Here is a 13,808-nt window from a genome sequence, read left to right as displayed (position 1 = left end):
AGCGTGCCCCCGGGGATCAGCGAAGCACTCCCAGGGCGCGACGAAGCAGATCGTCAAGGCTCTCGCGCCCCGCACCAGCCAGCGCCCAGGCCCGCAGCGCAGCGACGACAGCCCCCGCGTAGGCTGCGGCGTGCACTTCGGCGGCGAGCGCTTCCTCTCCCGTTCGACGCAGGTAGGGGCTGATGGACGCAGCGATACGCCACTGCCGCGTCGCCATCTCCTGGGTCAACTCGGGAACGACTCCCATCGCTTCAGAGTTCACGAGCGCAAGCGCCAGCGCATCGGGGGTGAACCGCGAGAAGGCCTCACGCACAGCATCCGCCACGACCTCTGCCGCCCGCGAAGACGGGCACGCCGCAGCGAGGAATCCGTCGAGAAACTCGATCCGCTCATCCAGGCCCGACCAGAACACTTCGGACTTCGACTCGAAGTAGTTGAAGAAGCTCGACCTGCTCACTCCGACACGGCGAGCGATATGCGCGACAGTCGTGCGCTCGTAGCCCTGTTCGAGGAAGAGCTCGCATGCCGCTTCAGCGATTGAATCCCGCGATACCGCATGTGGCCTGCCTCCGGACATGGAGGAAGGGTACACGTCGGCGTTTCCAGGATTCAGCGTATTGTTGGACGCAGTCCAGAAACTGCGGAGGCTTGCGTGCTCGATGTGGTGGTGGCGGGCCTGTCTCCCGCGACAGTTCCCTATCTCGACGCCTGGGAGATGCAGCGCCGCATCCACCGCGAGGTCGTCGCAGGTTCCCGCCCCGACACGCTCGTCCTGCTCGAACACGACGCGGTCTATACGGCTGGCAAGCGGACGGAGCCGCACGAGCGTCCCGCCGACGGGACACCGGTGATCGACGTCGATCGCGGCGGGAAGATCACGTGGCACGGTCCCGGGCAGCTCGTCGGTTATCCGATCGTGCGGCTTCCCGATCCGATCGATGTCGTGGCCCACGTCCGTCGCCTCGAGCGGCTGCTCATCTCCGCCCTCTCGCAGCACGGCGTCGAGGGGTACCAGGTCGAGGGTCGCAGCGGCGTCTGGGTTCGCCGCCCCCTGTCCGAAGACAAGGTGGCGGCCATCGGGGTGCGCGTGGAAAAGGGTGTGACGATGCACGGTTTCGCTGTCAACTGCGACAACACGCTCGCCGGTTTCCGCGGGATCATCCCCTGCGGGATCACGGATGCCGGCGTCACGACGGTCAGCGAGGTGGTCGGCGCGCCCGTCGCACCAGCAGACGTCCTGGCCACCGTCGTCGAACAGTTCGAGCGAGAGTACGCGGAGGTCACAGCATGAGTGCATGCGGGACAGGATCGACAGGCGGCGCGTCCGCCACCGGAGCGCAGACTGCCCCCGAGGGCAGAAAACTCCTGCGGCTCGAAGTCCGCAATGCGCAGACTCCCATCGAGCGCAAGCCAGACTGGATCCGCACGAAAGCCAAGGTGGGGCCGGAGTACACCCAGCTGCAGCACCTGGTGAAAGATGAGGGTCTTCACACGGTGTGCCAAGAGGCCGGATGCCCCAACATCTACGAGTGCTGGGAAGACCGCGAGGCAACCTTCCTCATCGGCGGATCTCAGTGCACCCGACGCTGCGACTTCTGCCAAATCGACACGGGAAAGCCCGCCGCCTACGACACCGACGAGCCGCGGCGGGTCGCCGAGAGTGTCCAGCGGATGCAGCTGAGGTACGCCACCGTCACGTGCGTCGCCCGCGACGACCTGCCCGACGGGGGCGCATGGTTGAACGCAGAAACGGTGCGGCAGATTCACGCCGTGAATCCCGGCACCGGTGTCGAGTTGCTCGCTACCGACTTCAACGGCGAGCCTGCCCTTCTTGATGACGTGTTCGCGGCGCGCCCGGAGGTCTTCGCCCACAACGTCGAGACCGTCCCGAGGATCTTCAAGCGCATCCGCCCCGCGTTCCGTTACGAGCGCTCGCTCGACGTTCTCACCCAGGCTCGGCAGGCAGGGTTGATCACCAAGTCCAACCTCATCCTCGGAATGGGCGAGGAGCCCGAGGAAGTGGTTCAGGCTCTGCGCGACCTCCACGAAGCCGGCACCGACATCATCACCATCACGCAGTACCTGCGGCCCTCACCGCGTCACCTGCCAGTCGCGCGCTGGGTCAAACCCGACGAGTTCGTCGCCTTCAAAGAGGAGGCCGAGCGGATCGGATTCCTCGGCGTGCTGGCGGGGCCCCTCGTCCGTTCGTCGTACCGCGCCGGGCGGCTGTGGGCACAGTCGATGCTGTCGAAGGGACGACAGATCCCCGACAACCTGTCGCACCTCGCCGACGACATCGCGCGCGAAGGCCTGAGCTTCGCTCAAGCCGTGTGAGCGAGCTGGGCGCGGTCAATCAGCGCTGGTGACCGAGAGCACCGTGCCGTCCGAGGCGATGTTCACCAGGAGCACGTCGTCGGTGGCATCCGGGTCGAGGGCGTACTCGAGCACGGCGAACGGGTCGGATCCGCCGTGTTCGTCGGCCAGGATCGTCATGCTCATCAGTTGCAGGGCACGGATGACGTCGATGTGCGTGTCTCCGGAAATGTCGACGAGGAACGACTCCAACTCCTCGCCCAGCATTTCCTGCTGTTGCAGGATGTACTCGGTTACCTCGCTGGTGCGCTCGCTCAGCTGCGACACCATCGCCTCGCGCGCGATCCGATCAATCGTCTCGAGAGACGAGATGAGGCTCGCGGCTACATCGAGCGCGTCCGGAGAGACATCGTCTTGATCGGGCGCGGTCAGATCGACGGTGACCGACTGGTCTGCGAACTCGACGTTCTCAGACCAGAAGATCGAACCGTCCGGACCAGATTCCAGCAGGCCGAAGAAGTCGTGCTCGATCGCCATGACCCCATGAAACCAGCCCCGGGGGCCGACCGATAGTCCCCGCGCCCGGCGCGGCGTCAATCGACGAGGGCGGCAGCGAAAACGTGCGGGGTGAAGCCGGTGAGATCGCCGATTCCTTCGCCCTGCCCGAGCAGCTTGACAGGGATGCCGGTGCGCTCCTGAACAGCGAGGACGAACCCGCCCTTCGCTGAGCCGTCGAGCTTGGTGAGAACGAGGCCGGTGACGCCGGCGTGCTCCAGGAACGCCTCGGCCTGCATGACGCCGTTCTGCCCCGTTGTTGCGTCCAGGACGAGGAGGACCTCACTGATCGGCGCCTGCTTCTCGATGACCCGGCGGATCTTGCCGAGCTCATCCATGAGGCCGCCCTTGGTGTGCAGGCGCCCTGCCGTGTCGACGAGCACGATCTCGGTTCCGGTGTTCTTCGCGTACTCGATCGTCTGAAAGGCCACGGATGCCGGGTCTTGCCCCTCATGCTGCGGCCGGACGATATGCGCGCCGCCACGCTCAGCCCAGGTCGCGAGCTGGTCGACGGCAGCGGCGCGGAAGGTGTCGGCAGCGCCGACGACGACGCTGCGCTGGTAGCGGCGCAAGAAGTTCGCGAACTTGCCGATGGTCGTGGTCTTTCCCACCCCGTTGACCCCGACCACGAGCACGACGGCGGGGCGCTCGGTGAGCTTGAGCGTGGTGTCGAATCTCGCGAAGTGTTCTTCGAGCGTTTCTTTGAGCATCCGCTGCAGGTCACGCGGATCAGTGGTCCGATACCGGTCGACCTTCTCGCGCAGCTCATCCACGATGCGCTCGGTGATGTCAGGGCCGAAGTCGGCTGTCAGGAGCGCCGTCTCAAGGTCCTCCCACGTCGTCTCATCGATCGTGGGTTTGACGAACATGCCGCGTAGCGCTCGTCCGAGCGACCAGGATGATTCGGCCATAGCTCCAGCCTACGGTCAGCTGGCCGCGCGATCGGCGATCCGCTGGCCAACGACAGCCGAGACGCCGTCCTGTCGCATCGAGACACCGTAGAGTGCGTCGGCGATCTCCATCGTCCGCTTCTGATGGGTGATCACGATGAGCTGACTACTGGCGCGCAGCTGCTCGAACACACCCAGGAGTCGCCCGAGGTTGGCGTCGTCGAGCGCCGCCTCCACCTCGTCGAGGATGTAGAACGGGCTCGGACGGGCCTTGAAAATCGCCGTCAGCAGCGCGACCGCCGCGAGGGATCTCTCGCCGCCAGACAGCAGCGAGAGCCGCTCGATCTTCTTTCCGACCGGCCGCACCGCAACTTCGATTCCGGTAGTCAGCGGGTTGTCCGGATCGGTCAGGCTCAGGCTCCCCGAGCCCCCGGGGAACAGGATCGGAAAGACCTCGTCGAACGCGGTCCGGGTGTCGTCGAACGCGGCGAGGAAGATCGTCTGCATCCGCTCATCGAGGTCCTCGATGATCGTGACGAGGTCCTTTCGCGTGCTGGTGAGGTCGGCGAGCTGCTCCGTGAGGAACGTGTGTCGCTGTTCGAGCGCGGCAAATTCCTCGAGCGCGAGCGGATTCACCCGACCGAGTTGCGCTAGCTTGCGTTCGGCATCCTGGAGCCGCTTCCGCTGACTCGCGCGGTCGAAAGCCACCGGCTCTTCGCCGTCGTCAGCAGGAATCGGCTGATCGGGCCCATATTCGGAAACGAGAATGTCTTCCTCAAGACTCAGTTCCGATCGCGCCCGGTCAAGGATGCTCGTCACGTGAAGTCGCTTCTCGTGCATCTGCAGCTCGAGCCCGTGAACGCTTTCGGTGAGTCCTGCCAGACGTTCCCGAACCGCGGCTTCGTCGGCCCGAACTGCCGACAGCTCTGACGTGACGGCGGAGCGGGCCGACTCGGCTTCAGCGAGCTCGAGACGCGCCGCCGAGACCGATCGGTCGACCGAATCCAGGACGGCCGGCAGGGTCGCTGCGACATCGGCGGCAACCTGACGTTGGCGTCGACGAATGACAGCGCGTCGCGCCGCTTCGGCGGCAGCCGCGGCCTCGCGCTCGCGCTGGCGTTCCAGCTGCTGCACACGCGCCTGTCCGGCGCGAACCCGCTCACGGAGCGTTTCGACCTCGAGCCGCGCCCGCATCTCGTGCTCCCGCGCACCCTCGAGTGCCTCGAGAAGCCCGTCGCGAGCCGATGCGTCAAGAATGGGACGCGGCGCCTCCAGGGCATGCTGCAATTGCGCCTGAGCCGACGCTGCGGCTGCCGCAGCATCATCCCGGGCAGCCTGCGCCTGCGCGAGTCCTGCCTCAAGCCGTTCACACTCCGCGCTGGCAGCCTCGACTTGCACGGTGGCGCGGTTGACCTGTTCCGCGTGCGCAGCCACCGCTGCGTCGTGCTCACGCAGCCGGGTCAGCGCCGCGCTCGTGTGGCGTTTGGCCTCCTCGGCCTCGGCGCGCGCATCGGCGAGCGCCTCCCGCAGGGAGTCGGCCACCACGACGAGTTCATCGCGACGGTCGGCGGCAGCGTCTCGTTCGGCCAGGAGCTCAAGTCGGGATCGAGAGGCTCCCGCGCCTGCTCGCAGCGACGAGCCTGTGAACACCTCACCCGCCCGGGTGACGACGGTGATCGTGCGCGGGTCGGCGACCACCTGCGGCGCGCTCTTCCGAACTGCGTCGAGGTCGTCCGCGATGACGACACGCGCCAGAAGCGCCCGCACACCGGCGGGACCGGTGACAACATCTGGGGCGGGCCGCAGCGAACCGAATCCAGAAAGATCCTCAACCGCTTCCGCGACCTCGCCGATGACAAAATCGACCACCCCGCGATCGGCGTTACGCACTCGCTCGGCCAGCGCAAAGCCATCCTCGAGGCTGTCCACCAGCACACCTTCGGCGCGGGGACCGAGCACGGCGGCGATCGCGGCCTCATACCCGGGCGTGATCTGAATGGCGTCACCGACCAGGCCCCGAACCCCGGGAGCTTCCTCAGCAATCAGGTCAGCTGAGGCGTTCTTGACGCCCAGCGCGCGCGTCAGCGCCGTGGTCTGGGCGGTGAGCGCTTCGATCTCGCGTTCGGTCTCGTGAAGGCGGTCCCGGAGCTCCGAGACGCGGGTCTCGGCATCCGTCGCCCGGCGGCCAGCCTCGTCGTACTCGGCTGCGTACTGCGCCGAGCTGCCCTCGGGAACGAGCTCGGGATCGACCCCGGCAAGCTCCGCCGCCGCCGACTCGCGACGAGCGGTCGCGGCATCCAATGCGCGTTGCTGCCGTGCCAGCGCATCGTCGATGGCCGCCAGCGCTGACGCTGCGGCGTCCGCCGACCCCCGCAGAGCGGTGAGCTTCATCTCATGCTGCGAAACCAGCGCGCTCTGCTCGGCGATGTCGACATCCAGGGCGTCGAGTTCGGCTCGAGCTCGCATGACGTCACGGGCAGCCTCGGATGCCGCATCCTCGGCATCCACGAGACCTGCAGAAACCTCGTCGATCTCAGCCCGCGCGTCATCGATCATTGCGCTCGTGACGGTTCGGACTGCCGCACCGTCGTCATCGGACGACTCCCCGAGAAGCGTCAACCGCTGGCCGGCGAGCGAGTACAGCCCGCGCAGGCGCTCCTGCACGCGTTCGAGCGAGAACAGCACCCGCCGCGCACCATCGACAGCCTCGGACCGCTGCTCAGCCTCGAGCTGCGCGATCCGTACCCGCAGCTGATCGGATCGATCCTGCAACACAAGCCGCTCGGCGTGGCGCTCATGCTCGGCCCGCATGTGATCTGCCAGCTCCGCACGCAAGCCGACGAGTTCGTCGGCTATCAAGCGAGCCTTCGCGTCGCGCACGACAGCGGCGATCGTGGCAGCTTCCCGGGCGATCTCGGCTTGGCGGCCCAGAGGCTTGAGCTGTCGGCGCAGCTCACCGGCCAGATCGCTCAGGCGCGTGAGGTTCGCTTCCATCGCCTCGAGCTTGCGAAGCGTCTTCTCTTTGCGGCGCCGGTGCTTGAGGATCCCCGCGGCTTCTTCGATGAACCCGCGTCGGTCTTCGGGAGAGGCCTGCAGCACTGTGTCGAGCCGACCCTGCCCGACGATGACGTGCATCTCGCGCCCGAGTCCCGAGTCGCTCAGGAGCTCCTGTACGTCAAGCAGACGGCATCCTTCGCCGTTGATCGCGTACTCGCTCGCTCCGTTGCGAAACAGCGTCCGGCTGATCGTGACCTCGGAGTACTCGATCGGCAGAGCTCCGTCGCTGTTGTCGATCGTGAGTTGCACTTCGGCGCGACCCAGCGGCCCGCGAGTCGAGGTACCGGCGAAAATGACGTCTTCCATCTTGCCGCCGCGCAGGGTCTTGGCGCCCTGCTCCCCCATGACCCAGGCCAGCGCATCGACGACGTTGGACTTGCCCGAGCCGTTGGGTCCGACGATCGCGGTCACCCCCGGTTCGAAGGCGAAGGTGGTCGGCTGGGCGAATGACTTGAACCCCTTGAGCGTGACGCTCTTCAGGTGCATGCGCGTTCCTTCCCGACGTGTGGCGTATCGACCCCCACCACCGACCGTCGACCTACGCTACCCTGCTAGGCCGCTTCACCGAGGGAGCCAGGCCCAGGACTGGCGACACGCCCGGAGGTCCTCGAATTCTGGGAGCTTGCTTGACGAACGCTGCTTCGACCCGCTAACGTTCCAGATCGCGACACGTCACGAGAGGAGGACAGCCATGATGATTCGCAATGCAGTGTTCGGACACACCCCGCTGCGCGCTCCCATGGGACTGACCTTCCTGGGACTGCTCGCCGCTCCCACCGCCGCGTAACGCGCGCTGGTTGAGCCACCGGACCTCGTCGGTTCCGGCCCCACGGACTACCTGTCCGTTCACTTCTCCGCATCTGCACTGACCCGCTGGCCAGCGCACGGATGCCTCCCCGCTGCATGCCGGAAGAACACCGGCATTCGCAGCCGACCAAAAGGTCTCTCATGTACACCACGCTCGAGCCCGTCGAGGCTCTCACCACCCACCCCCACGTCCGTCGACATCTGACGCTCGCCGAGCGCGCAAGCCTTCGGGTAGCCGTCTGGGTGCTCACGCAGCACCTCCGTCGTGCTGCTTCCCGGGAACAGCGCGAAGTCGCACGCCTCCGGTACGACCAGGAGCGTGCGCGCGAAGAGCGCGCAGCTCAGGCCGTCCGCCTGGCCGCCTGGCATCTGAACGCCCGCTGATCGAAGGATCCGACGTGACAACCGCAACACCCGACATCCGGCCCCTCACCATCCCGAGCAGTCTCCACGCCCCCGAGGCGGCAGACTTCCTCGAGATGGTGAGGGTCCGCAACATCGTCTATGACGAGATCAGCGGCAACCGAGACGAGGAACTCGATCCCGCCGTGCTTCTCCCCCTCTATCGGCCATCTCCGTTCGCGCAGCGACTCATCTGGGGGGTGTGGTCCGGCGGTGAGTTCGTGGGACGCGCGGGGCTTGATCTCCCTCACGACGAGGACGCCACGGCTGCCTACGCGCAGATCGAACTTCGCCGCCACGCGTGGAGTCATGGCGTCGGAACGGCGGCACTCGGCATCCTCGAGGCGGCTGCCGCCGAGAACGAGCGTCGCGTCATCGAGTCATGGATCGAACACCCGACCGCAGACGGTGAGCAACTTGCTCCGCCGACCGGTTTCGGGCGGATTCCGCTCGATCACGCTGCGCGATTCGCACTTCGCCACGGCTACGCGCTGGAACAGGTCGAACGCAAGAGCATCCTCGACCTTTCGGCCACCAGTGTCGATCTGGTGAGCGAGCTCCATCAGCAGGCGTCCGTGGCGTCAGCCGGGTACGAGCTCGTCTCGTGGCGTCCGCCGACTCCCCCGGAGTTCGTGGCCGACTACGCCTGGATGAAGTCGCGAATGAGTGTGGACGCACCGAGCGCGGGCATGGAGATCGCCGAGGAAAGCTGGGATGCGGCCCGGATACTCGAACACGACACCCATTGGATCGAGGGCGGGCGCGACGTGCTCGTTGTCGCGGCGCGCGATCGCGCGTCGGGTCGACTGGTTGCCTTCACCGAGCTGGCGTCGAGCCCTGGGCACCCCGTGACGCACCAGGAGGACACACTGGTGCTTCGCGAGCACCGCGGTCACCGACTCGGGATGCTGATCAAGACCGCTGCGCTGCTTCGCTGGCGCGAACTGGCGCCACACACGCAGCGGATTCTCACTACAACGCCGAGGAGAACCGGCCCATGCTGGCCGTGAATGAAGAGATCGGGTTCCGCCCGGTCGCCTACATCGGCGCGTGGAAGAAGACGCTCGCGCCCGCATCCGACGCCAGCACCGACGCCGTCAGCGGGTGAGATAGCGAAGCACGGCAAGCACGCGACGATGGTCGTCCGCATCGACCGCGAGACCGAGGGCGTCGTAGATCTTCGACGTGTGCTGGACGACAGCTTTCTCGGAGAACCCGATGGCGCCCGCAATCCAACTGTTGCTGCGCCCTTCGGCCATGTAGCCGAGCACCTCGCGTTGACGAGGCGTCAGTCGCTCGACACCACCGCCGAGCACCTGGGCACGTGAGAGGAGAATCTCGACCACGTCGGGGTCCAGCGCCGTCCCCCCGCGAACGACGCGTCGCAAGTCTTGCGTGAAGGTACGAACATCCGCGATGCGCTGCTTGAGCAGGTAGCCGACCTTGCCCTGACCCGTGCCGACGAGTTCGATCGCGTAGCGGCGCTGTACGTGCTGGGACAGAACGACGATTGCTACATCGGGCGACGATGCGCGAATGCGGTGCGCGGCCACGAGTCCCTCGTCCGTGAACGTCGGCGGCATCCGGATGTCTGTAATCACCAGTTGGGGCTGATGTTCACCAACGGCGTCCTCGAGCTCGGCGGCGGTTCCCACCGCGCTGACGACCTCGAACCCGTCCTGTTCGAGAACCAGGGCAAGTCCCTGCCGCAACAACGCTTCGTCTTCAGCGATCACTACCCGCACGGGATCTCCATCCTCAGATTCGTACCCGCCCCCACCACCGAGGTCACGGTCAGCGAGCCGCCGACAGCCTCAACGCGGTCGACGAGACCGCCCAGTCCTCGCCCCTCGACGTGCGCTCCACCGACACCGGTATCGGTCACCGACACGCGAAGCACGTCATCGACTCGGGCGACGGTCACCGTGACGCGGTCGGCGTGAGCATGCTTCACGGCATTGGTAAGCGCCTCGGCAACCACGAAGTACGCCGTGGTCGCCGCCGCCGTGGGAATCTCCTCAAGCGATGTCATCTCCAACGCCGTGGGAATCGGCATCCGGTCAACGAGATCCTCGATGGCGTTGCCGAGTCCGCGACCGACCAGGGGCAACGGCAGAACATCGTGCACGAGCCGGCGCAAGTCACTCGCGGCAGCATCGATGTTCACGCGGAGCACTCGCGAGCGGGCACTGGTCGCCTCGCCTTCCTCAGCAGCGTTCGCGATCTGCTGCGCTTCGAGCGCGAGGAGCACCAGCTGCATCTGCAGCCCATCGTGAAGGTCCTGGGCAATCCGCAGCCGCTCCCGGTCGGCGGCGTCGACCAACCTCGCCCGGGATGCCATCAGTTCGCGCCGGCTGCGCAGCAGTTCGACCGACAAGCGTGCGCGATCGATCGCGACGGCAATGACCTGACCGACTCGGCGGACGTAGTCCCCATCGACCGTGAGCCGCGGATCGTATTCGATCGATGCAACGGTGCGGCCCTCCACCATGACGGGGATGAGCGCGCGCTGACCGCCGACCGGCGGCGGATCGATGATCTCGCCGCGCTCGTCGATCCACGCACCGTCCTCGCCCGTGAACACGAGGCGCAAGGTCTCGTCTCCGAGCGTGCGAGCAAGCGCATCCCGCAGGGGCGTTTTGCCCTCCCTGACCACCGCGAGGGCCTCACTCAACTCTTCCCACCCGCCGCTGCGCGGAAAACCGCCACGCAGGATGACCGCGACAAAAGCGACGGGAACGCCCGCGAGGATGATGAGCTGTATCGTCGCGAGCGCCACAGAGCCCTGGGCGCCGAGGACGTCGAAGAGCGCCGCGCTTGCCGGCACAGCCAGCACCGCGAAAATGCCGTACCCGTACAGCGGCAGAAGGAGCCGCCGGAAGACGGCGTCGGCTGCCAGGACCGTACGCGCGAGAAGCCCAGCTGTCACCACCATGACGGCGAGCCCGCCCAGGCGCTGCGTCAGCACGAAGACGTCCTGAGCCTGCGGATCTCCCGGGGCGATGAGAGCACCGACTCCAGGGAGCACCGCAACCGCGTACGCAGCAGAAACCACCACGCGCGACACTGTGCCGCGCAGCCGTCCGGAGGGAAAAGCCAACAGCAGCTGCACGATCGCCGCGAACACGACAGTCGCGAAAACGTCACCGACCAGCGCGAGAACTACAACCGAAGCGTTGCCGAGGTTTCCGGCATACACCGCGAGACTGGCCGCAATCAGCAGAGGTCCCATTCCGTTGGACGGTCGCCGCATCCAGGCCAGAACTCCCGCCCCGATGTACACGACGAAGACAGCGGTGTACACGATGAGGACGGCTGTGACGGGCTGCTGCGATCCCGGCAGGATCACGGCAAGTTGCATTCCCGCGAGCAGGATGCCCAGGCTCGCGACGAGCGCCACCAGAAACGCACCCGGCGCATGGGACGGATTCGGCTGGGCACGGATGCCGGGCGGACTCGAGCTCATGAGCCTCGAGCCTGACACATCGACCACGCAGACAACTATCGCGCCCCAACCCGCGGGTTCCCATGGACCTACGTCTATGGAGGCGGCGCGGACAACACAAAAGACTTGATGAAGCCCCCGCGCACCCCGTCAAGGAGCACCCGATGTCCAGACCTTCGGCACGCTGCACCGTTCTCGCACTGTCAGCGAGCGTTCTCGTCGCCCTGACCGGCTGCACGGATACCTCGCCACCGGCGACGATCCCGGTGCAGACCCAACCCAACCCGGGAGAAGATGCCATCGCCCTCCCGGCTGAGTCGGTCTCAGCGGCGGTGACGAAGGCCGTTGATGCCTTGCCGGGCCTCATCGACGCAGCGCTTGAGCAAAGCGGGGTCCCGGGGCTCGCCGTTGCGGTGGTCCACGATGGCGAGATCGTCTACAGCGATGGTTTCGGCGTCAAGACGGCGGGCACCGATGACACGGTCGACGCGCAGACCGTGTTCCAAATCGCCTCGGTATCGAAGTCCCTGTCTGCGACCGCCGTCGCCAAGGCCATCACGGAGGGCGCCGTGACCTGGGACACTCCCGTGGTCGAGGAACTGCCAGGATTCGCGCTCTCTGATGCGTACGTGACCCGCAACGCCACAATCGGCGACTACTTCTCGCACCGGACGGGACTTGCCACCGGAGCCGGCGACGATCTCGAGGACCTCGGTTACGACCGCGACTACATCATGGAACATCTGTACCTGCAGCCGCTGTCAGCGTTCCGGTCGACCTACAACTACTCGAACTTCGGGATCACCGTCGGTGCCGAAGCGGCAGCCGCCGCTCTCGACAAGCCGTGGGAGGATGCCATCGACGAGCTGCTCTTCGAGCCGATAGGTATGACGTCCTCGAGCGCCCGGTACGCCGACTTTCTCGCGCAGTCGAACCGCGCAACGATCCACGTCCTCGTTGATGGCGAGTTCGTCCCGCTCTCCGAGCGAGATCCTGATCCCCAGTCCCCCGCGGGAGGGGTCTCGTCCACCGTGCTCGATCTCGCCGCCTGGATGAATGTCGTGCTTTCGGACGGGAAGATCGCCGGGGCCGAGTACATCGATCCGGCAGCGCTGACAGCTGCCACCACGGGCGAAATGATCAGCGGGCATCCGGTATCGAACACGGCGCGCACGAGCATGTACGGCTTCGGGTTCAACACGGGCACGGAGCTGAGTGGCCGAACCTCGATCAGTCACTCGGGCGCCTTCATCCTGGGCGCGGCAACGAGCTATCGGCTGGTCCCGAGTCTTGATCTGGGCATCGTGACCCTGACCAACGGTGGACCCCAGGGCGTACCGGAGGCCATCAACGCGGAGTTCCTGGATCTGGTGCAATACGGCTATGTCACCCGGGACTGGGTGACAGACTTCAACGCGGCGATCGGGTCCTATTACGCCCCGACCGGTGACCTCGTCGAACAAACGCCACCTGCGGATGCGTCGCCTCCTGCACCGGCATCCGATTACGTCGGGACATACACGAACCCGTACTACGGCGAACTGGCGGTGAGCGAAGAAGCAGGCGAACTGCGCGCAGCTCTCGGGCCGGATGGCGCGTACGTCGTGACGCTTGATCCGTGGGATGCCGACACGTTTGCCTTCACTCCGACGGGCGAGAATGCGCCCCCGGGCTCGAGATCGTCCGCGACCTTTTCCCGCACAGGCGGCGCCGTGACGGCACTGACGATGGAGTTCTTCAACCGGCAGGGGTTGGGAACCTGGACGCTGGCTGGCTCAGGAAGCAACTGACGCGTCGCGGTGTTCTCGGACAGCTCGTTCGAGCAAGAGCAGCCGTCGATCACGATCACCCGCGATCTCCGTCACCGTTGCGTTCCCGATGAGATCCGAATCATCGGCGTACTCCAGCAGAGCGATATCCATCGCATCGCGAAGCTCGAGGTCTTCGCTCTCGCCGATGGATATCGCATCCCGTCGGTTCAGGGGCAGAATCACCAGAAGGTCCACCGAGTGCATCGCCGCCGCTGTCAGCTCATATCCGCGCTCGATCAGCTCGGAGTCAACGATCGCTCTGCCCAGGGACTGCATCGCCGAGAGGTAGGCAAGAAAGTCCAGGGGCCCCCGCTCGGCGAGCACCGGCCCTGGAGCCGGCTCGAGCAGTCGAGATGCCGCGATGCCGAGTTGATGCGCGAACAACAGTGCCCCGGGTTCGTCTGCTGCGGCATCGATGTCTTCGTAGGGGTCGGGCAGAACGTGCCACTCGGGGTGGGAAGCCACGAAGTCGCCGAGCAGCGTGCTCTTGCCACTGCCGTGGGTTCCCGAGATGACGACGCGCATGGA

The 13,808-nt window shown here is 66.2% G+C and carries 12 protein-coding genes; 5 read left to right on the top strand and 7 right to left on the bottom strand.

Features of this window, described 5'->3' with window-relative positions; translation table 11 throughout:
* Positions 1-16 precede the first annotated feature (16 nt).
* Entirely contained in the window at positions 17-577 is a 561-nt protein-coding gene (locus B4F19_RS09805) for a TetR/AcrR family transcriptional regulator (protein WP_292734531.1), read from the bottom strand.
* Between the two features lie 75 nt (positions 578-652).
* Between B4F19_RS09805 and lipB the strand changes: the two genes are divergently transcribed.
* Both lipB and lipA read left to right on the top strand, forming a co-directional pair.
* Positions 653-1,291 (top strand): lipoyl(octanoyl) transferase LipB, encoded by a 639-nt coding sequence (gene lipB, locus B4F19_RS09800; protein ID WP_292726138.1) that lies wholly within the window; start codon positions 653-655, stop codon positions 1,289-1,291.
* Entirely contained in the window at positions 1,288-2,334 is a 1,047-nt protein-coding gene (gene lipA, locus B4F19_RS09795; protein ID WP_292734529.1) for a lipoyl synthase, read from the top strand. Before lipB ends, lipA begins: the two co-directional genes overlap by 4 nt.
* Positions 2,335-2,349: 15 nt before the next feature.
* Here the strand turns inward: lipA and B4F19_RS09790 are convergent, their stop codons facing one another.
* From B4F19_RS09790 to smc, 3 genes are read right to left on the bottom strand one after another with little or no spacing between them, the layout of a single operon-like run.
* A complete protein-coding gene (locus tag B4F19_RS09790) occupies positions 2,350-2,850 on the bottom strand; it encodes a DUF2004 domain-containing protein (protein WP_228178135.1) in 501 nt (166 codons plus the stop codon).
* A 56-nt stretch (positions 2,851-2,906) separates the two neighbouring features.
* Complete coding sequence (ftsY, locus tag B4F19_RS09785) at positions 2,907-3,779, bottom strand: signal recognition particle-docking protein FtsY (protein ID WP_228178134.1); 873 nt, start codon at positions 3,777-3,779, stop codon at positions 2,907-2,909.
* Positions 3,780-3,794: 15 nt separating this feature from the next.
* Complete coding sequence (gene smc / locus B4F19_RS09780) at positions 3,795-7,301, bottom strand: chromosome segregation protein SMC (protein ID WP_292734527.1); 3,507 nt, start codon at positions 7,299-7,301, stop codon at positions 3,795-3,797.
* Between the two features lie 462 nt (positions 7,302-7,763).
* Between smc and B4F19_RS09775 the strand changes: the two genes are divergently transcribed.
* A complete protein-coding gene (locus tag B4F19_RS09775) occupies positions 7,764-8,006 on the top strand; it encodes a hypothetical protein (protein WP_228178132.1) in 243 nt (80 codons plus the stop codon).
* Positions 8,007-8,020: 14 nt separating this feature from the next.
* A complete protein-coding gene (locus B4F19_RS09770) occupies positions 8,021-9,034 on the top strand; it encodes a GNAT family N-acetyltransferase (protein ID WP_292734525.1) in 1,014 nt (337 codons plus the stop codon).
* 87 nt (positions 9,035-9,121) lie between these two features.
* On the opposite strand, the gene B4F19_RS09765 is transcribed toward B4F19_RS09770, so the two are convergent.
* Positions 9,122-9,769 carry a response regulator transcription factor gene (locus tag B4F19_RS09765; RefSeq protein ID WP_228178130.1) on the bottom strand — a complete coding sequence of 216 codons (648 nt, stop codon included), beginning with the start codon at positions 9,767-9,769 and terminating at the stop codon, positions 9,122-9,124.
* Positions 9,760-11,490 carry a sensor histidine kinase gene (locus B4F19_RS09760; protein WP_292726131.1) on the bottom strand — a complete coding sequence of 577 codons (1,731 nt, stop codon included), beginning with the start codon at positions 11,488-11,490 and terminating at the stop codon, positions 9,760-9,762. Before B4F19_RS09760 ends, B4F19_RS09765 begins: the two co-directional genes overlap by 10 nt.
* Positions 11,491-11,633: 143 nt before the next feature.
* On the opposite strand from B4F19_RS09760, the gene B4F19_RS09755 reads away from it, so the two are divergent.
* Complete coding sequence (locus B4F19_RS09755; protein ID WP_292734523.1) at positions 11,634-13,259, top strand: serine hydrolase; 1,626 nt, start codon at positions 11,634-11,636, stop codon at positions 13,257-13,259.
* Here B4F19_RS09755 and B4F19_RS09750 read toward each other — a convergent pair.
* A complete protein-coding gene (locus B4F19_RS09750) occupies positions 13,245-13,805 on the bottom strand; it encodes an ATP-binding protein (RefSeq protein ID WP_228178127.1) in 561 nt (186 codons plus the stop codon). The genes B4F19_RS09755 and B4F19_RS09750 overlap by 15 nt on opposite strands.
* Positions 13,806-13,808 lie beyond the last annotated feature (3 nt).

Origin of the sequence: Microbacterium sp. UBA1097 (assembly GCF_002313585.1) — a bacterium.
GTDB lineage: Bacteria > Actinomycetota > Actinomycetes > Actinomycetales > Microbacteriaceae > Microbacterium.
The sequence above is the reverse complement of the archived record's forward strand: the minus strand, read 5'-3'. Positions and strand labels throughout refer to the sequence as shown.